Genomic DNA, 16,830 nt, shown 5'->3' with positions numbered 1-16,830 from the left:
GAGAGTCAATCGAGTCGTCGCGGGGACGACTTGATGCCCCTGGGGGGTGAATCCGAGGGTGCTGAGGTGACGCCGGTGAGCTACAGCGCGGCGGCGGCGGGCTCGATCATCGCCCGGGCGGTCTTGCCGTCGACGTACTCGCCGAGCGCCGTCATCTCCCACTCGCCACCCGGGCGCCGGACCAGCTTGCACATCATCACACCGGTGTGGGGCTCGGAGTTGGTGAGGTCGAAGCGGACCAGCTCCTCCTCCGTCCGGGCGTCCAGCAGGCGGCAGTAGGCGTCGCGCACGTCGGTGAACTTCTGACCGGAGAAGGAGTTCACGACGAAGACCAGCCCGTGCACCTCGGCCGGCAGGCCTTCCAGGTGGACGGTGATCACCTCGTCGTCGCCGCCCCGGCCGCCGACCAGGTTGTCGCCGGAGTGGGAGATCGCGCCGTCGAAGATGCTCAGCTTCATGAACCAGGCCGTCTCCAGCCGCTTGTGCCGGGCGTCGAAGGCGAGGCAGGAGGCGTCCAGGTCGACGTCGCGGCCGCGGGCGGCGGACTTCCAGCCGAGGGCCATCCGGACGGAGGAGAGGAACGGGCGGCCGTTCTTGACCAGGGAGACCGAGCTGCCCTTGGCGAGGTTGACCCGGCCCTTGTCCAGGGTGATCTTGGCGGGGGCGGCCGGGGCGGAGGGCTCGGCGTACGCCGGGGGTGCCGCGGGCGGGGCGGCCGGGACGGCGGTCTGGCCGGTGGCGAGGGCGATCCGCGGGTCGACCGGGGCGGTCGTCGGCGCGGGAGGCGCGGGAGGCGCCGGGGACACGGGCGGTGCGGGCGGGGCGGCCGGCGGGGTCGGGAGCTGGACGGTCCGGTCCAGCGGGCCGGGCGGGGCGACCGCGGTCTCGGGAGCCGGCGGCGCGGCCGGCGCGGCGGGGGCCGGGGTGGAGGCCGGGGCCGGGGAGTCCTCGACGGAGACGCCGAAGTCGGTGGCGATGCCCGCCAGGCCGTCGGCGTAGCCCTGGCCGACCGCGCGCACCTTCCAGGCACCGCCCCGCAGGTAGACCTCGACCACGATGAGCGCGGTCTCCACGCCCAGCCGCGGCGGGGTGAAGGTGACCAGCACCTCGCCGGTGTCGGCGTCGCGGACGGTGGCGGTGGGCTCCATCCCGGCGAAGGTGGAGACCTGGTCGGCGGGGCTCGCGGTGACCACGATCTTGGTGATGCCGGCCGGGACGGCCCGGGTGTCGACGGTGATCGCGTCCGGGGTGCCGGCGGTGGCCGGGCGGTGGCTGACGCCGGGGCCGTCCGGGGCGTTGAAGAAGACGAAGTCGTCGTCCGAGCGGACCTTTCCGGCATCGGTCAGCAGCAGGCCGGAGACGTCCAGCGCCTTGGGCGCGGCGACCTCGACGGTCACTCGCGCGGCGGTCAGCGGTGCGTTGCCGCCTTGGGTCAGGACGGTGGACACGGACTCCTCCTCGGGTGCGGAACGGCGGCCCCGGCCGGGGCCGTCGGGGGCGCCGGGCCGGGTGCTGCTCACAGTAACGAACGAGGGTGCGGGGATGCGCCCGTCGGGAACGGCCTACCGACGGATCGTCGGAGGACTGTTACACCCGGCCGTCGGCAGGTCAGCGCGCCGCGGTGGCCGGGGCGGTGGGCCGGGCGGCGGTCGGGGCGGTGCCGGGGACGGCGTCCGGCTCGGGGACTGGCTCGGGGGCCGGAGCGGCGGGCGGGACACCGGGCGCGGACGGTTCGGCGGCCGACGGCGGCACCGGGCCGAAGCCGCCGAGCGCGGCGACCGCGCGGGGGTGGTCGAGGGCGAAGGCGGAGACGCTCCAGCTCTCCGCCGGGGCCGCCTTGCGCGCCGTGACGGACGGTTCGGCGGCCGGACGGGCGCCGCGGACCACGAAGGTGTAGCGGCCGGGCCGGACGTCGGTGCCGGGCGGGGTGGTGAAGCGGTAGACCAGGGTGCCGCGCTCCTGCTGGGCGGTCACCACGGCGCCCGGCAGGTCGGTCCAGGCGGCGCCGGGGCCGGGGGCCGACTCGCCCGGGGCGAGCCGGAACTCGGCCTGGAAAGCGGTGACCGGCTCGGCCACCGCGAGGGCCAGCTGGTGGCGCAGCCCGTCACGGCCGAGCGGGGAGAGCAGGGCGGCGCCGGACAGCGCGTGGTCGGCGTCCGGGGCGGTGCCGGGGCCGGCCGGGTCGCCCACGTCCGGGGCGCCGGCGGCGCCGACGGAGTCCGGGAGGGGTGCGGCGGGCGGCGCCGGGTACGCGGGCGCGGCCGGCCGCGGTCCGGGGACGTTCGGCGCCGGGCCGGAGCCGGCCGGGGCGTAGCCGGGCTGCCCGGAGCCCGGGGGCGGCACCGAAGGCGAAGGCGAGGGGGAGGGCGAGGGGGAGGGCGAGGCGCCGGTCGGGGCCGGGACGCCGGCCTCGGTACCGGTGAGCTGGGTGCCGGGGGCCGGCGCGTCCTGCCCGGCCGAGGCCTGACCGCCGGTCTGGGGCGTGCCCGGGCCCGCGGTGCGGGGCGCGGGCGGGGTGACGGCGACCGGCGCGGCGGCCCCCGAGGGGCGGGCCGGGACGTGGGCGGAGGCGTGCGTCGAGGGCCGGCCCGTGGTGGGGCGGCCGGAGGCGGCGGACGACGGGCCGTCGGTCGGGGTCTGCGCCGAGACCGTCTCGGCCTGGTCGTCGGCGCCCGGCGTGGGCGGCGGGGTGCTGCCGACCCGGGCGACGCCGGCCCGGCGGCCGATCCCCTGCTGTTCGTTGAGCAGCAGCGTGGTGGCGATGCTGATGCCGACCACGGTGGACATCGCCATCGCGGCGCCGGAGAAGCGCACGGTGGGCAGCCGGAACAGGCCGCCGAACGGGCGCGGCCGACCGTGCCGGCCCTGCCGTACGGGCTCGTGCCGTACGTCCCGCGCGGTGTCCTCACGCACAGCCAACGGACCCCTCCCTCCCCGAAGCCGCCGTCGCGTCGCCGTATTCTCCCACGCGCCGCCGCCGGGCCCGGCTCCGGCCGCACGGGGCCGGTTGTTCCGCGCGGGCCCGCGCGGGGAGGGGGAGAGCGTACCAGCGGGGCGACCGCATGCCGATCACCCGCGTCACTTCGTGGACGGCCCTTCCCCGCACGGAAGTTGACGCTCCGTCCGACAAGGACGTGGAGTGGCGCCCGCCCCGGCCGGGGGGTCGTTGCAACCCCCTTGCAACCCTTGCCCGCCCTACCGGGCGTGACGCAGGCTGAGGACATCCCACGCCGTCCCGGAGAGACCGTCATGCCGCCCGACCCGCTGTCCGCAGCCTCCAGTGCACCCCTCGCCGCCACCCCCACGGGCGGCGATGGGGTCGGCTCCACCGCCGCTCCGGCGGCGGTGGAGGAGGAGGTCCTGTTCCTGCGGATCTCGCTGGGCGAGGAGGTGGTCGGCGAGGTGCGCACCCGGTTCCGGTTCGACGCCGCGCGCCCGTACGAGGTGCTGCTGACCTTCCATCTGGGACGGCCGGACGAGGCCGACTGGGTGTTCTCGCGCGAGCTGCTGCGCGACGGCCTGCGCACGCTGAGCGGCCAGGGAGACGTCAAGCTGTGGCCGGCGTACTGCCCGTGCCACGGCGCGACGCTGCACCTGGCGCTGGAGTCCCCGCACGGCAGCGCGCTGCTGGAGGCCTCCAAGCCCCGGGTGCAGGCCTGGCTGGACCGCACCTACGCGCTGGTCTCCGAGCACCAGGAGCGCCGGTGCGGCCCCACGGACGCCGATCTGGCCGCGCTGCTCGCCGACGGCTGACGCGCCCCGCGACGCGCCGAGGACGGCGTCGGGCGACCGGACGGCAGGGGGGCGCGTCAGCGGCGCTCCGGCGACTCGGCGACGCGCGGCGGCGGGAGGGGCGGCGGAGCGCCGGGCAGCCGGGCCGTCCCGGCGGCCAGCGCGGCCCGCAGCCGCCGGACGGCCGGGGCCGAGGAGGCGGGCAGCAGGTCGTACGGGTCGTCCGGCCCGTCCACGGTGACCAGCACCGACTCGGCGATCCGGTACGGCCGGTGGGCCAGCAGTCCGCCCAGGTAGCGGCGCAGCCGGGACAGCTCGGCGCGGACCGTCACCGTCCGGCCCGCGTCGCCGAACAGCGCCTCGGCGAGCTGGGCGGCGGTGCTGCCCTCCCGCCCGGTGGCGAGCAGGAGCAGCAGCTCGGCGTGGCGCGGGCTGAGCGGGTGCGACCAGCTGTCGGACGAGCCCCGGACGGACAGTTCGGGGCGGTCCGGGCGGCGCAGGTCGAGCCGGAGGTGGGCGCCCTCGGCCTGTTCGGCGGTCACCGTCCCGGCGCCGTCCTCCTCGGCCGGCCGGACCGGGCGCACCAGCCAGCCGTCGGCGAGCGGCTCCAGCATGCACTCGCCGAGGCCGGGCACCCAGTGCACGGTGGCCGGGGTCCAGCCCTCGCTGGGCACCCGCAGCCGGCTGGGCGGCGGCAGCCCGGCCGCGGCGGCCGTCCACCCGGCCGCGTCCACCACCAGGGCCGGGCCGCCGACCCGGGCGAGCAGCGGGGCGGCCAGGGCGCGCAGCTGGTGCAGCGCCTCCAGCCGGTGGGCGCGCAGCTCGGTCTCGGCGAGCCGGGCGGCGGTGGCGGTGAGCTGGAGCAGGTACGGGCGGACGGTGTGCGCCGGGCCGCTCAGGTTGACGGCGCCGACCAGCTGGCCGGTGCCGGGGTCGCGCACCGGCGCGGCCACGCAGGTCCAGGAGTGGTGGCTGCGCAGGTAGTGCTCGGCGGAGTGGACGTGCATCGGGCGCTGGGTGCGCAGCGCGACCGCGATGCCGTTGGTGCCGACGCTCTCCTCGACCCAGCGGGCGCCGGTGATGAAGCCGATCCGGTCGGCGCTGCGGCGCAGGCCGCGCTCGCCCTCCTGCCAGAGCACGTGGCCTTCGGCGTCGGCGACGGCCAGCAGCAGCGGGGCCGCGCCGCCCACCTCCAGCAGGGTCTCGCGCAGCACCGGCAGGACGGCGTCGAGCCCGCTGGTGCGGCGGCGCTGTTCTATTTCGCCGGGGCCCAGCAGGACGGCGGCGGCGCCGGTGTCGGGGTCGAGGCCGAGGCGGCGCAGCCGGGCCCAGGAGTCGCCGATCTCGGGACGGGGGTCGAGCCGGCCGGGGCCGTCGGCCTCCTCGGTGCGGGCGGGAGCGGCCAGTTCCCGGGCGGCGGCGTCGGCGAGGGTGCGGTCGTGGACCTTGGCCAGCTCCGCCGCGGTCGGCGGGGTGCGGCGCTCTGGTCGTCGGGACTGCCGTCCGGTCTGCCGCACTCGTTCCGCTCCTCGCCGCCGTTCGAGGACGCGTCGGGGCCGACGCGCTGACGAAAGCGTACGGGTGCGGTGGGCCGCTGGGGACGGGGTCCGGCAAGTCCGCATACCGGGCGGTACGAAACGGGGGCCGGCGCCGTGGGTCCGGCGCTGGGCGGTCGGCCGTGCCCGGGGCGTGGCCGGCGCACGGAGGCGCGTGGGGGGCGCGTGTCCGGATGCTGGGCAGGCGAGGGGGCGCGGTCCGGCCGGTGGGCGCCGGTCCGGTCCGAACGGTGGCCGCCGGCGGGGCCGGAGTGGTCGGCGTGGGGCGGTCGGAGGGGGCCGCGCGCTGCCCGTCCCCGCCGTGCGGGAGGTCCGCGTCGCCGTGGCGCGCGCGGGGTGCCCGCCGTGGTGCGCACCGGTGACGCGCCGGGGTCGTCCGTACCCGGAAACGACGGATATCTGCTGCGGATCATCGGTCTGGTAGTAGTTGTCTCCTGTTCCCCATTGTTCTCGAACTGTTTCGCGCCCGTCGGGTGCGACGTCACGGAGGTGACGCGTGATGCCCTCCCGGGTGCTCGCCGTGTACGACGGCAGCGGTATCGACGGCGACCTGTACACCCGGGTCAACCGCTGGGCGCAGTCGGCCCCGCACTGGCTGGACGAGCTGATCAAGGTCTGGTCGGCGTTCGGCCTCGGGCTGTTCGCGGTCTTCATGGTCCTCGCCTGGTGGCGGGCGCGCGGCGCGGACTCGGCCGTGATGGCCAGGGTGCTGGCCTCGCCGGTGGTCGTGGTCGTCGCCTACGGCGTCAACTCGGTCTTCAAGGGCGCGGTCGAGGAGATCCGGCCGTGCGCGCAGATCCACGGCAGCGTCGCGCTGGAGACCTGCCCGGGCACCGGGGACTGGTCCTTCCCGAGCAACCACTCGGTGATCGCCTTCGCCGCTGCGGCCTCGCTCTGGTTCGTCGACCGGCGGCTCGGCCGGGTGGCCGGCCTGTTCGCGGTGCTGATGGCCGCCTCCCGGGTCTGGGTCGGCGTGCACTACCCGCACGACGTGGCGGCGGGCGCGCTGGTCGGGTTGCTGGTCGCGGTGGTGCTGACGCCGCTCGCCGGACGCTGCGGACCGCTGGTGGACCGGATGCGGGCGGGCGCGCTGCGGCCGCTGCTCGGGGCGGGGGAGCTGCCGCTGGTCGGCCACGGCCACTCCGCCTACCGGGCGCAGCGGTACTGACCTCGGGCGCCGCCAGGGGATGACCGGCAGGTTGTCTGTACAACTTTTCGGGTGGTTCATCTGCGGGACGGCGCGCCGACGCCCGGTGGACACCTGGGCGCACCAGCCTGGCCGCATGAGAGTCATCGTCGTAGGAGCGGGCGTGCTGGGCACCATGCACGCCTGGCAGGCAGTCGAGCGCGGCCACGAGGTCGTCCACCTGGAGCGCGAGACCGAGGCGCGCGGCGCCTCGGTGCGCAACTTCGGCCTGGTCTGGGTCAGCGGCCGGGCGCAGGGCGAGGAACTGGACACCGCGCTGCGGGCCCGCGAACTGTGGGAGTCCATCGGCGCCCGCGTCCCGGACCTCGGCTTCCGGGCCAACGGCTCGCTCACCGCGATCCGCACCGGGGCCGAGCTCGCCGTCGCCGAACAGGCCCTGGCCCTGCCGGACGCCGCCGCCCGCGGTTACCGGCTGCTCGACCCCGACGAGACCCGCGCCGCCAACCCGGCCCTGCGCGGCGAGCTGCTGGGCGCCCTGTGGTGCGAGCGCGACGCCGCCGTCGAACCCCGCACCGCCCAGCCCGCGCTGCGCCGGTACCTGGAGTCCACCGGCCGGTACACCTTCCTGCCCGGGCGCGAGGTGCGCGACGTGGTCGGCGAGAACGCCGTCCGCGACGACCACGGCGACGTCCACACCGGCGACCTGGTGGTCCTCTGCACCGGCGCCTGGCTCGGCGGCCTGGTCCGTGAGCTCGCCCCCGCCCTGCCGGTCCGCCGGGTCCGGCTCCAGATGATGCAGACCGACCCGCTCGGCGAGACCCTGACGACCTCCGTCGCCGACGGCGACAGCTTCCGCTACTACCCCGCCTTCGCCGGCACCGCCCTGGACCGGCTGCGCGCGACCCAGCCGCAGCCGCCGGTCGCCGCCGAGCACCGGATGCAGCTGCTGATGGTCCAGCGCCGCGACGGCGGACTGACCATCGGCGACACCCACGAGTACGACCAGCCGTTCGGCTTCGACGTCGTCGAGGACCCGTACGACCACCTGGTCGGCGTCGTCGAGGACCTGCTCGGCCGCCCGATGCCGCGGATCCGCCGCCGCTGGGCCGGGGTGTACGCGCAGTGCGTCGACTCCACCCGGGTCGTCCACCGCGAGCGGGTGCGCGACGGCGTCTGGCTGGTCACCGGCCCGGGCGGCCGCGGCATGACCTGCTCGCCCGCCATCGCCGAGACCACCGCCGAACTCGCCAACCTGTGAGGAGCACTGTTGTGACTACCGACATCCGCCTGGTCGTGCTCGACATGGCCGGCACCACCGTGGCCGACGACGGCCTGGTCGAGCAGGCCTTCACCGCGGCCGCCGCGAAGCTCGGCGTCGAGGCCGGCAGCCCGGAGTTCGGCCCGATGCTGGCCCACGTCCGCGCCACCATGGGCGAGTCCAAGATCTCCGTCTTCCGCCACCTGTTCGGCGAGGAGGAGAAGGCCCAGCTGGCCAACGCCGCCTTCGAGGCCGCCTACGACGGGCTGGTCGACGCCGGCCACTGCGCCCCGCTGCCCGGCGCCGCCGAGGCCATCGCCGAACTGCGCGGGCGCGGCCGCAAGGTGGTGCTCACCACCGGTTTCTCCCGGACCACCCAGGACCGCATCCTGGACGCCCTCGGCTGGCAGTCCGTCGCCGACCTCACCCTCTGCCCGGCCGAGGCCGGCCGCGGCCGCCCGTACCCCGACCTGGTGCTCACCGCCCTGCTGCGCACCGGCACCGACTCGGTGCGCCAGGTGGCGGTCGCCGGCGACACCGGCTACGACATGCTGACCGGGACCCGGGCCGGCGCCACGGTCGTCGCCGGCGTCCTCACCGGCGCCCACGACGAGGCCCGCCTGCGGGCCGACGGCGCGACCCACGTCCTCGCCTCGATCGCCGACCTGCCCGCCGTGCTGGGCTGACCCGGCACACCGGCGACGGGCGGGCACCACGCGGTGCCCGCCCGTCGCGGGGAGGCCGCCAGGGCGGTCGCGTCGTCAGAGGAACAGGGCGAGTGCGGTGAAGACGAGGCCGACCGCGAGGAGGACGAGGCCCTGGGGCCGCTTCCGGTCCTCGTCGCGGACGAGGGCGCCGAAGGCGGCCAATCCGGCGAGGGGGTAAGGGATCGCGACCATCAAGGCCAGGCCGAGGCGGGTCTGGACGAGCAGGAAGCAGAGGAGCCAGGGCACCGAGACCGCCGTCGCCGCCGCGGTGAGCGGCAGCCCGTCGAGCCGGCGCATCCGCTCGCGCCACGGACCTGGCGGACGCGGCGTCCGGGGCGGTTCGCCGCGGTCGTGGCCGAACCACAGCACGAACACGGCGATACCCGCGTTGATGCCGATCGCGCTCCACAGGGAGGCCGGGGAACCGGCCTCCCCGGGCAGTTTGGGGGCGACCCGGCCGGCCGGGTCGATCCGGACGGTGACGTGGTCGCCGGGGCCGAAGCGCCGGCTGTCCGGCGCCAGGCGCCCGCCCGGGACCGCCTCGCCGTTCACGGAGAGGTCGTACGACCGTTTCGTACCGCGGGCCGAGGTGTCGAGGTGCTCGGCGACGACCGTCCCCTCCACGTCCCGCCCCGAACCCAGCACGTGGTTGTGCCAGACGTCGGCGCCCGCGCCGGTGGCGAGGAGCAGGGCGAAGAAGATGATGACGAGCCCGCCGCCGACATCCTTGTGGTCGGGGCTGTTCCCCGGAGCCCCGGGCTTCGCGAGTCCGACGCCCGCCGCGACCATGTACAGCGCACCCAGGCCGAAGGCCAGGAGCACGCCGACGTACACGAACGCGAGGACGACACCGACGGACAGACAGGTCAGGGCGAGCACCAGAACGGCGCCGCGGCGCAGCGAAGGCGGCTTGTCGCCCGTCACGGGGGCGGCCTGGTCGAGTATCACCGGGTGAGCAGGTCGGCGGCCGAGTCCAGGTGGCTCTTCGCCTTGTTGTAGCGCTGTTCGGCGGCGGCGAGGCCGGCGTCGTCGGGGAAGTGCTGGCCGGCCAGTCGGAGGTCGGGGGCGGCGGCCGCGGCGCTGTGGGCGTGCTCCGCCTCCTCCTGGCGCTTCTTGGCGGCGACCGCGGAGGCGGCCAACGCGGCGGCCTTGGGCTGGTGTTCGGTCAGCGCCTGGTACCAGACGTCGAGTGCCGTGTAGGCGGCGGTGATCGAGTCGGAGGCGTCCTGGAGGTAGCCGGGCAGCTTGCCGAACTGCGTGGCGAACTGCTTGGCCGCCTCGCCCGTCCACTCGCCCTGGTTGCTGGAGAGTTGGGCGAGCGTGGTGTGCACGCCGCTCAGGTGCTGGCCCACCCGGCGCAGGCCGTTGCTGAGCGCGGTGACGGCGGCGGGGTCGCCGGGGGTGGGGTTGAAGCCCAGGCCGGACCAGTCGGGCGCCGGCGGCGTGGGGGCGCTCACGGCTTCCCCGCCGGGGCCAGGACCTTGACGATGCTCTGCTCCGTGCCGTCGTAGTTCTTCTGCACCTGTTCGAGGCCCTGGTCCAGGACCTTGACGCACTCGCGGACCTTCTTCAGGCCGAACTGCCACTTGTCCTTGAAGTGCCCGCAGGCCTCGTCCAGGAAGTCGAAGCCGGTGCCGGTGTGGCCGGCCGCCTCGAAGGCCTTGAGCCCCTGTTCGAGCTCGTCGCCGCAGCCTCTGAGGTCCTGGGCCAGCTTGGTGAGGAATTCGGTACTGACCCTGAAGTTGGACACTTTCGCCCCCCGATGCGTCTTTTGTCGGACCAGGCGAGCATAGCCCCGACCAGTGCGTCGATGATCGCCGCTGCGGGGGTCGGGGACGGGATGTTTGCGCGACCTTTACGGGCCGTCGACGCACTCTTGACGCCGACGGCCCTGGTGTGAGGCGTACACGTACGATGGGGTACCGGCGGCGCCGGTGGCCGGCACCGGAGATGACGGCACGTCAGGAATGGCCGCCCTTGAGGTTGAGCACGACCACCCCGACGATCACCAGCGCGATGCCCAGCCACTGGAGCCTGCCGAGCGACTCGCCGAAGGCGACCACGCCGATCCCGGCGACCGCCGCGGTGCCGGCCCCGGACCAGACCGCGTACGCGATCGAGACGGGTATGTGCTTGAGCGCGCGGCCGAGCAGCACGAAGGAGAGCGCGTAGCCGACGCCGACGCCGAGGCTCGGCCAGAGCCGGGTGAACCCCTCGGTGAGCTTGAGGCAACTGGTGGCGCAGACCTCGCTGACGATGGCGAGGGCGAGCAGGAGATAGGGCATGTCAGGGTCGAACCGCGCCGACCGCGGCGAGCTTCCCGAGCAGGGCGAGGTCGGCCAGCTCCAGGCTCGCGAGCAGGGTGATCCGCTCGCCCCGCGGCATCGGCACCGCGGTGGACGGCACGGCGAGCACGGCGCAGCCGGCCGCGGTGGCGGAGGCGACCCCGGTCGGGGTGTCCTCGACGGCGAGGCAGACGGCCGGGTCCAGGCCCAGCCGCTCGGCGGCGGCGAGGTACGGGTCGGGCGCGGGCTTGGTGCGCTCGGTGTCCTCGGCGGCCAGGGTGACGGCGAACCAGTCCCGGCCGATGGCGGACAGCACCAGGTCCACCACCCGGCGCGGGGAGGCGGAGACCAGCGCGGTGGGCACCCGGGCGTCGCGCAGCGCGGCGAGCAGGGCGAGCGCGCCGGGGCGCGGCACGGTCTCGGCGGCGACCTTGGCGGCGAAGGACTCGCCCAGCCGGGCGGCGAGTTCGGCCTCGCCGAGGGCGGTGCCGCTGACCCTGTGCAGGTGGGCGGCGGTGTGCTCGACGGCCTGGCCGAGCACCTCGGGGGCGTCCCGGTCGGTGAGCGGGTGGTGCAGCTCCTCGGCGAGTTCGGCGGCGGTCCGCCACCACAGCTGCTCGGTGTCGACCAGGGTGCCGTCCATGTCGAACAGGACGGCGGCGGGCAGCGCGGCGGCGGGCCGGGCGGGGTGCGCGGGCCCGGTGGAGCCGGATCCGGCGGAATCGGGCCCGGTGGAGTCGGGCACGGTGGTGTCAGGCATGGCGGTACCTTCGGTGGTTCTTCCGGTGGTTCTTCGGACGGAGCGGGGAGGTACGAGGCTCTCAGGCGGCGCGGCGGTCCACCAGGACCGGGCGGTCCGGCAGGGTGAGCGCGGCCCGCGCGCCGGCCGGCAGCGCGGCGGCGGCCTCGGTGGGCAGGTCGGCCTTGACCTCGGTGCCGTCGTCCAGCCGGACGGTGAGCCGGGTGACGGCGCCCAGGAAGGAGGCGGTGACCACCAGCGCCGGGCCGTCCTCGGCCGGGGCCAGGAGGACGTTCTCCGGGCGCACCAGCACCTGGAGCTCGCCGTCGGCCGGGATCGCGCCGTCCACCGGGTGCCGGCGGCCGAGCACCTCGACGCCGTCCGACGTCCGGGTGCACGGGATGCGGCTCATGGTGCCGACGAACTCGGCGACGAAGGCGGTGGCGGGCCGGCCGTACAGCTCGGACGGGGCGGCGCACTGCTCCAGCCTCCCGGCGCGCAGCACCGCGACCCGGTCGGCCATCGACAGCGCCTCCTCCTGGTCGTGGGTGACGAACAGGGTGGTGATGCCCAGCTCCTGCTGGAGGCGGCGGATCTCCTCGCGCAGCTGGAGGCGGACCTTGGCGTCCAGCGCGGACAGCGGCTCGTCCAGCAGCAGGACGCGCGGCTGGAGGGCGAGCGCGCGGGCGAGCGCGATGCGCTGCTGCTGGCCGCCGGACATCTGGTGCGGGTAGTGCTCGGCGCGGTGCGGCAGGCCGACCAGCTCCAGCAGCTCCTGGGCCCGCCTGCGGCGCTCGGCCTTGCCGGTGCCGCGCATCCGCAGCCCGAAGGCGACGTTGTCCAGCGCGGTCAGGTGCGGGAAGAGGCTGTAGGACTGGAACACCATGCCGGCGTCGCGCTTGTGCGCGGGGATCGCGGTGATGTCCCGGCCGTCGACCAGGACCTCACCCGAGTCGTGCTGCTCGAAGCCGGCCAGGATGCGCAGCGCGGTGGTCTTGCCGCAGCCGGACGGGCCGAGCAGGGCGAGCAGTTCGCCCGGGCGGACGGTCAGGTCCAGGCCGTCGAGGGCGGTGGTGGCGCCGAACGCGCGGCGCAGGGAGCGGAATTCGACGGTGGCGCTGCCGGGGGAGAGCGTGACGCCGTCGGCGATGGCGGTGGCCGTGGTCATGACTGGTGACTCCGGGGGGTTTCAGGAGGTGGCGGTCTTGGCGTGGCGCTCGCGCCCGGCGGTGGCCAGCAGGAGCAGCAGCAGCCAGGTGAGCAGCAGGCTCAGGATGGAGACCGCGACCGACATGTGGGCCTGGCTGTTGCCGACCGAGTAGATCCAGACCGGGAAGGGCTGGAAGCCGAGGATCGAGGCGGCGGTGAACTCGCCGAGCACCAGGGCCAGGGTGAGGAAGGAGGCGTTCAGCAGGGCCCCGCGCAGGTTCGGCAGGACGACGGTGAACACCGCGCGCGGCCAGCTCGCGCCGCAGTTGCGGGCGGCCTCGACCAGGGTGCGCACGTCCATCGAGCGCAGGCCGGCGTCCAGGGCGCGGTAGGCCAGCGGCAGGGCCATCAGCACGTAGGCGATGACCAGCACCAGCGGGAAGTCCGGGTCCTGGACGAACACGAAGGTCTGGAAGAACGGGGTGTCCATCAGGTAGTCCGGGCCCCAGCGGAGCACGCCGATGAGGCCGGCGGTCAGCGCGACCGGCGGGACGACCAGCGGCAAGGTGCAGAGCACGTCGATGACCGGGCGCAGCTTCGGCGAGCCGAGCCGGACGGCGATCAGCGCCGGGACCAGCAGGAGCAGCAGCACCACCACGGTGACCAGGGCGAGGCCGAGGGTCAGCCAGAGGCTGTCCAGGAAGCCGGGGGCGGAGAGCAGCCCGGTGTAGGCGTCGAGGCTGAGGCCCTTGGGGTCGTCGACCGAGAACCAGAAGGAGGCCGCGAGCGGGACGAGGAAGTAGACGCCGGCGAGCAGCAGCACGGCGCCGCGCCACCAGCGCACGGTGCGTCGGCCGGTGCGGGCGGGGGTGGTCAGCTGAGCCATCGGGCGCTCCGGCGCTGGAGGGGGAGGTACACGGCCATCACCAGGACGGCCACGACGATCATGTTGAGGCTGAGGGCGAGGGCGAGGTTGCCCTGGCCGACCAGCACGTTGCCGGAGAGCGCGTCCGCGATCGAGCGGCTGACCAGCGGGACGGTCGCGCCGACCATGGCGGCGGCGGTCGCGTACGCGGCGAAGGCGCTGCCGAAGAGCAGCACGAAGCCGCCGAGCAGGGAGGGCAGCAGGATCGGCAGCGCGACGTGCAGCCAGTACTGGAGGGTGGTGGCGCGGTTGTTCTGGGCCGCCTCGCGCCACTGGGTGCGCAGGCCGTCCAGGGCCGGGGTGATGGTGAGCACCATCAGCGGGACGAGGAAGTACAGGTACACGATCGTCAGGCCGGTGAAGGAGTACAACGACCAGCCGTGGTCGGTGAGGTGCAGCAGCTTGGTGATCTCGCCGGCGTTGCCGAGGGTGGCGACGAACGCGAAGGCGAGCGGCAGGCCGCCGAAGTTGGCGAGCACGCCGGAGGCGGTGAGCACCGCCTGGCGCAGCCAGCCGTGCCGGGAGGTGACGACGGCCTGGGCGAGCGGCAGCCCGAGCGCGGTGGCGAGCAGCGCGGTCAGCGCGGAGAGCTTGAGGCTGCTCAGCATGGCCGTCCGGTAACCGCCCTGCACGGAGGCCGTCAGGTTGTCGAAGGTGAACTGCCCGGCGCCGGTCTCCGCGTCGCTGGAGGTGGTGAACGCGCCGATCACGATGGCGACGGTGGGCAGTCCGAAGCCGATCAGGAAGAACAGCAGCAGCGGTACGGCGGCCAGCCAGGACGCGCCGCCGAGGCGGGCGAGCGGGCGGCGCCGCGGGGTGGGCGCGGTGGTGGTGGGGGAGGTCGTGGCGGTGGCGGACGCCCCCGCGCCGCCACCGGGGGAGGTGGCGGCGGGGGTGGTCGGCACCGGGGTGGGAGCCGTGGTCATGAGTGCCTTTTCTCAGCCCGAAGTGCGGTGCGCGGCGCGGGTGTCAGCCCGCGATGGCCTTGGTCCAGTTCTCGGTGACGACCTTCTTGGCCGCGTTGATCTGGTCGACGGTCGGGAAGGTGGTGAACGGCTTCTCGACGGTGGGCAGCTTGGCGGCCGCGGGGGCGTCCAGGCTGCCGTCCTTCTTCAGCGCCTCGAAGGTGGAGGGGGTGGCGTAGCCGCCGAGGAAGAGGTTCTGGCCCTCGGTGCTGAACAGGTACTCCTGCCACAGGCGGGCGGCCGCCGGGTGCGGGGCCCACTTGTTGACGCCCTGGTTGTAGAACTGGGCGTAGGAGCCGTCGGCCGGGATGGAGACCTTCCAGTCGACGCCCTTGTCCTTGAACTCGTCGGTGTAGCCGGCGTTCAGGTAGGACCAGTCGATCGAGATCGGGGTCTCGCCCTTCTCGATGGTGGCCGGGGTCGACTCGACCGGGTTGAAGTTGCCGGACTGCTTCAGCTTGCCGAAGAAGTCGATGCCGGGCTGGATGTCGTCCAGCGAGCCGCCGTTGGCGAGCGCGGCCGCGTAGACGCCGCCGAAGGCCGAGCCGGACTTGGTCGGGTTGCCGTTGAGGGCGACCTGGCCCTTGTACTCCGGCTTGAGCAGGTCGGCGAAGGTCTTCGGGCAGTTGGCGATCTTCTTGGCGTCGCAGCCGATGGAGACGTAGCCGCCGTAGTCGTTGACGGCGGCGCCGTTCGCGTCCTTCATGGTGTCCGGCACCTTGTCGAAGGTGGCCACCTTGTAGGGGGCGAGGATGCCGTCCTTGACCGCCTGGAGGGCGAAGGCGCTGCCCAGGTCGACCACGTCGGGGGCGCGGTCCTGGCCCTTGCGGGAGTTGATCGCGTTGATCTCGTCCTGGCTGGAGCCGTCCGGGTTCTCCTCCTCGACCTCGATGCCGTACTTCGCCTTGAAGCTGTCGATGATCTTGCCGTAGTTCGCCCAGTCCCGGGGCAGCGTGATGACGTGCAGCTTGCCCTCCTTCTTGGCGGCGGCGATCAGGCCCTCCATGCCGCCGAAGTCGGCGGCGGAGGTGGCCGTCCTGGCGTCCTTGGCGCCGCCCTTGGCGGTGTCGCCGGACTTGGCGCTCGAACCGGCGGAGCCGCAGGCGGTGAGGGAGAGCGCGGCGGCGGTCAGGACGGCCGCGAAGGCGGCGGCGCGGGCGCGGTGCACGGTCACGGGGAGGTCTCCTGTTGAGGGGGCGTACTGCGAGGGGCGTTCGCGGGGGGTCCGCGGGCCTGCGTCTCGCGAAGGGCGGCGGACCGGCCGGGGTGAGCGATCGATCGACGTCGTCCGAGTTGACTAGCCAACTTCGCTGACGGCAGTAAGTACGCCGGAGCCCGGTGACGGGAAGGTGAACGGACGGCCCAGAACCGGGGTCGGCTGCGGGAACGGTGGAATCCGGCCATCGGAGCGCGATCCGTTCGGTGCGATGCTTCGAAGGCGCAGCGGGATAAGGTCGGGCTGTCCGCGCCGGCACGGCTGCGCAGGACACCGCCCCAGGAGGGACATTGACTGACGTGGCAACTGAGCCCCAGCGCCCCGAGGCCGAGGGGCGCCCGGCAGCCGGGGGCCCCTCGGCCGCCGGGGCGAGCCCGGCCGAGCGCCCCGGCGCGCTGTACCGGAAGGTGGCCGCCGACCTGCGCGAGGCGATCACCACCGGAGCGTTCGGCGAGGCCGGCCGGCTGCCCGCCGAGGGCGCGCTGGCCGAGCAGTACGGCGTCTCCCGGGGCACCGTCCGCCAGGCGCTCGCCGTGCTGCGCTCCGACGGACTGGTCACCTCCCGCCGCGGCACCCGCCGGGTGGTGCTCGGCGGCGCCCGGGTGCAGAGCTTCTCCGAACTGCTCAGCTTCACGCACTGGGCGTACTCGATGGGCGAGGAGCCCGGCGGCATCCTGGACTCGCTGGTGCGCCGCCCGGCCGACGCCGCCGAGCGCGAGCAACTGCGCCTGGAACCGGGCGCCGAGGTGTACGTCATCGTCCGGCTGCGCACGCTGTCCGGCACGCCGGTGATGGTCGAACGCACCGTCTACCCGCCGCGGGTTGGCGAGATCGTCGCCGAGCTGCCGCCGGACGTGGTCTCGCACACCGAGGTGCTGCGCGAGCACGGCATCCTGTTCACCGACGCCGACCACACCATCGACATCGTCCCGGCCAACGCCGAGGACGCCCGGCTGCTCGGGTGCCGCCGGGGCGGTCCGCTGCTGCGCGAGCGGCGCCGTACGACCGACCCGACGGGCACGCCGGTGGAGTGGTCCCAGGACCGCTACCTGCCCGGGACGGTGGCGTTCAGCGTGCACAACTCCCTCGCCACCTCTGCTCTTTCGCGGCACGCGCGGGAGCTGGACTGAGCCGGCCCGCGCGCCGCGCCG

17 protein-coding genes are annotated in these 16,830 nt (G+C 74.9%); 5 read left to right on the top strand and 12 right to left on the bottom strand.

Annotated features, from left to right (window positions below):
• Window positions 1-80: 80 nt before the first annotated feature.
• Window positions 81-1,436 carry a TerD family protein gene (locus tag ACIQI7_RS19335; protein ID WP_401111716.1) on the bottom strand — a complete coding sequence of 452 codons (1,356 nt, stop codon included), beginning with the start codon at window positions 1,434-1,436 and terminating at the stop codon, window positions 81-83.
• A gap of 172 nt (window positions 1,437-1,608) precedes the next feature.
• Window positions 1,609-2,919 (bottom strand): hypothetical protein, encoded by a 1,311-nt coding sequence (locus ACIQI7_RS19330; protein WP_401111326.1) that lies wholly within the window; start codon window positions 2,917-2,919, stop codon window positions 1,609-1,611.
• A gap of 330 nt (window positions 2,920-3,249) precedes the next feature.
• Between ACIQI7_RS19330 and ACIQI7_RS19325 the strand changes: the two genes are divergently transcribed.
• Window positions 3,250-3,753 carry an SsgA family sporulation/cell division regulator gene (locus ACIQI7_RS19325; RefSeq protein WP_401111324.1) on the top strand — a complete coding sequence of 168 codons (504 nt, stop codon included), beginning with the start codon at window positions 3,250-3,252 and terminating at the stop codon, window positions 3,751-3,753.
• Between the two features lie 56 nt (window positions 3,754-3,809).
• Here ACIQI7_RS19325 and ACIQI7_RS19320 read toward each other — a convergent pair whose 3' ends face one another.
• Complete coding sequence (locus ACIQI7_RS19320; RefSeq protein ID WP_401111321.1) at window positions 3,810-5,249, bottom strand: GAF domain-containing protein; 1,440 nt, start codon at window positions 5,247-5,249, stop codon at window positions 3,810-3,812.
• 538 nt (window positions 5,250-5,787) lie between these two features.
• Here ACIQI7_RS19320 and ACIQI7_RS19315 point away from each other — a divergent pair.
• The 3 genes from ACIQI7_RS19315 (at window position 5,788) to ACIQI7_RS19305 (ending at window position 8,379) form a co-directional block, all read left to right on the top strand.
• Window positions 5,788-6,456, top strand: coding sequence for a phosphatase PAP2 family protein (locus ACIQI7_RS19315; protein ID WP_401111318.1), 669 nt, complete (start codon window positions 5,788-5,790; stop codon window positions 6,454-6,456).
• Between the two features lie 115 nt (window positions 6,457-6,571).
• A complete protein-coding gene (locus tag ACIQI7_RS19310; protein ID WP_401111315.1) occupies window positions 6,572-7,693 on the top strand; it encodes a TIGR03364 family FAD-dependent oxidoreductase in 1,122 nt (373 codons plus the stop codon).
• A gap of 11 nt (window positions 7,694-7,704) precedes the next feature.
• Window positions 7,705-8,379, top strand: a complete 675-nt coding sequence (locus tag ACIQI7_RS19305) for a phosphonatase-like hydrolase (protein WP_401111312.1) — start codon at window positions 7,705-7,707, stop codon at window positions 8,377-8,379.
• Between the two features lie 75 nt (window positions 8,380-8,454).
• Here ACIQI7_RS19305 and ACIQI7_RS19300 read toward each other — a convergent pair whose 3' ends face one another.
• The 9 genes from ACIQI7_RS19300 to ACIQI7_RS19260 all read right to left on the bottom strand — a co-directional run bounded on the left by ACIQI7_RS19300 (window position 8,455) and on the right by ACIQI7_RS19260 (window position 15,637).
• Window positions 8,455-9,348: a hypothetical protein gene (locus tag ACIQI7_RS19300; RefSeq protein ID WP_401111310.1), complete on the bottom strand. Its 894-nt coding sequence runs from the start codon at window positions 9,346-9,348 to the stop codon at window positions 8,455-8,457.
• A complete protein-coding gene (locus ACIQI7_RS19295; RefSeq protein ID WP_401111308.1) occupies window positions 9,345-9,857 on the bottom strand; it encodes a WXG100 family type VII secretion target in 513 nt (170 codons plus the stop codon). Before ACIQI7_RS19295 ends, ACIQI7_RS19300 begins: the two co-directional genes overlap by 4 nt.
• Entirely contained in the window at window positions 9,854-10,150 is a 297-nt protein-coding gene (locus tag ACIQI7_RS19290; protein WP_401111306.1) for a hypothetical protein, read from the bottom strand. Before ACIQI7_RS19290 ends, ACIQI7_RS19295 begins: the two co-directional genes overlap by 4 nt.
• 211 nt (window positions 10,151-10,361) lie before the next feature.
• Window positions 10,362-10,685 (bottom strand): DMT family transporter, encoded by a 324-nt coding sequence (locus ACIQI7_RS19285; protein WP_387758379.1) that lies wholly within the window; start codon window positions 10,683-10,685, stop codon window positions 10,362-10,364.
• A gap of 1 nt (window position 10,686) precedes the next feature.
• Window positions 10,687-11,445, bottom strand: a complete 759-nt coding sequence (locus ACIQI7_RS19280) for an HAD family hydrolase (protein WP_401111302.1) — start codon at window positions 11,443-11,445, stop codon at window positions 10,687-10,689.
• 61 nt (window positions 11,446-11,506) lie between these two features.
• Entirely contained in the window at window positions 11,507-12,592 is a 1,086-nt protein-coding gene (locus ACIQI7_RS19275; RefSeq protein WP_387758382.1) for an ABC transporter ATP-binding protein, read from the bottom strand.
• A gap of 21 nt (window positions 12,593-12,613) precedes the next feature.
• A complete protein-coding gene (locus ACIQI7_RS19270) occupies window positions 12,614-13,459 on the bottom strand; it encodes an ABC transporter permease (RefSeq protein ID WP_401111300.1) in 846 nt (281 codons plus the stop codon).
• A complete protein-coding gene (locus ACIQI7_RS19265; protein WP_401111297.1) occupies window positions 13,447-14,424 on the bottom strand; it encodes an ABC transporter permease in 978 nt (325 codons plus the stop codon). The genes ACIQI7_RS19270 and ACIQI7_RS19265 overlap by 13 nt, the downstream gene beginning before the upstream one ends.
• 43 nt (window positions 14,425-14,467) lie before the next feature.
• Window positions 14,468-15,637 (bottom strand): ABC transporter substrate-binding protein, encoded by a 1,170-nt coding sequence (locus ACIQI7_RS19260; RefSeq protein ID WP_401111294.1) that lies wholly within the window; start codon window positions 15,635-15,637, stop codon window positions 14,468-14,470.
• A gap of 341 nt (window positions 15,638-15,978) precedes the next feature.
• Here ACIQI7_RS19260 and ACIQI7_RS19255 point away from each other — a divergent pair, with 341 nt between their 5' ends.
• On the top strand, window positions 15,979-16,809 hold the full coding sequence (locus ACIQI7_RS19255) for a GntR family transcriptional regulator (RefSeq protein ID WP_401111291.1): 831 nt from the start codon (window positions 15,979-15,981) through the stop codon (window positions 16,807-16,809).
• The last annotated feature ends 21 nt before the right edge of the window (window positions 16,810-16,830 follow it).

This window comes from Kitasatospora sp. NPDC092039 (assembly GCF_044756065.1).
In the GTDB taxonomy this organism is placed as follows: domain Bacteria; phylum Actinomycetota; class Actinomycetes; order Streptomycetales; family Streptomycetaceae; genus Kitasatospora.
The sequence above is the reverse complement of the archived record's forward strand: the minus strand, read 5'-3'. Positions and strand labels throughout refer to the sequence as shown.

Excerpts from the sequence above, each read along its gene's own strand:
- ACIQI7_RS19315 (WP_401111318.1), top strand. The coding sequence starts at position 5,788 with ATGCCCTCCCGGGTGCTCGCCGTGTACGACGGCAGCGGTATCGACGGC.
- ACIQI7_RS19310 (WP_401111315.1), top strand. The coding sequence starts at position 6,572 with ATGAGAGTCATCGTCGTAGGAGCGGGCGTGCTGGGCACCATGCACGCC.
- ACIQI7_RS19270 (WP_401111300.1), bottom strand. The coding sequence starts at position 13,459 with ATGGCTCAGCTGACCACCCCCGCCCGCACCGGCCGACGCACCGTGCGC.
- ACIQI7_RS19265 (WP_401111297.1), bottom strand. The coding sequence starts at position 14,424 with ATGACCACGGCTCCCACCCCGGTGCCGACCACCCCCGCCGCCACCTCC.
- ACIQI7_RS19285 (WP_387758379.1), bottom strand. The coding sequence starts at position 10,685 with ATGCCCTATCTCCTGCTCGCCCTCGCCATCGTCAGCGAGGTCTGCGCC.
- ACIQI7_RS19275 (WP_387758382.1), bottom strand. The coding sequence starts at position 12,592 with ATGACCACGGCCACCGCCATCGCCGACGGCGTCACGCTCTCCCCCGGC.
- ACIQI7_RS19280 (WP_401111302.1), bottom strand. The coding sequence starts at position 11,445 with ATGCCTGACACCACCGTGCCCGACTCCACCGGGCCCGATTCCGCCGGA.
- ACIQI7_RS19325 (WP_401111324.1), top strand. The coding sequence starts at position 3,250 with ATGCCGCCCGACCCGCTGTCCGCAGCCTCCAGTGCACCCCTCGCCGCC.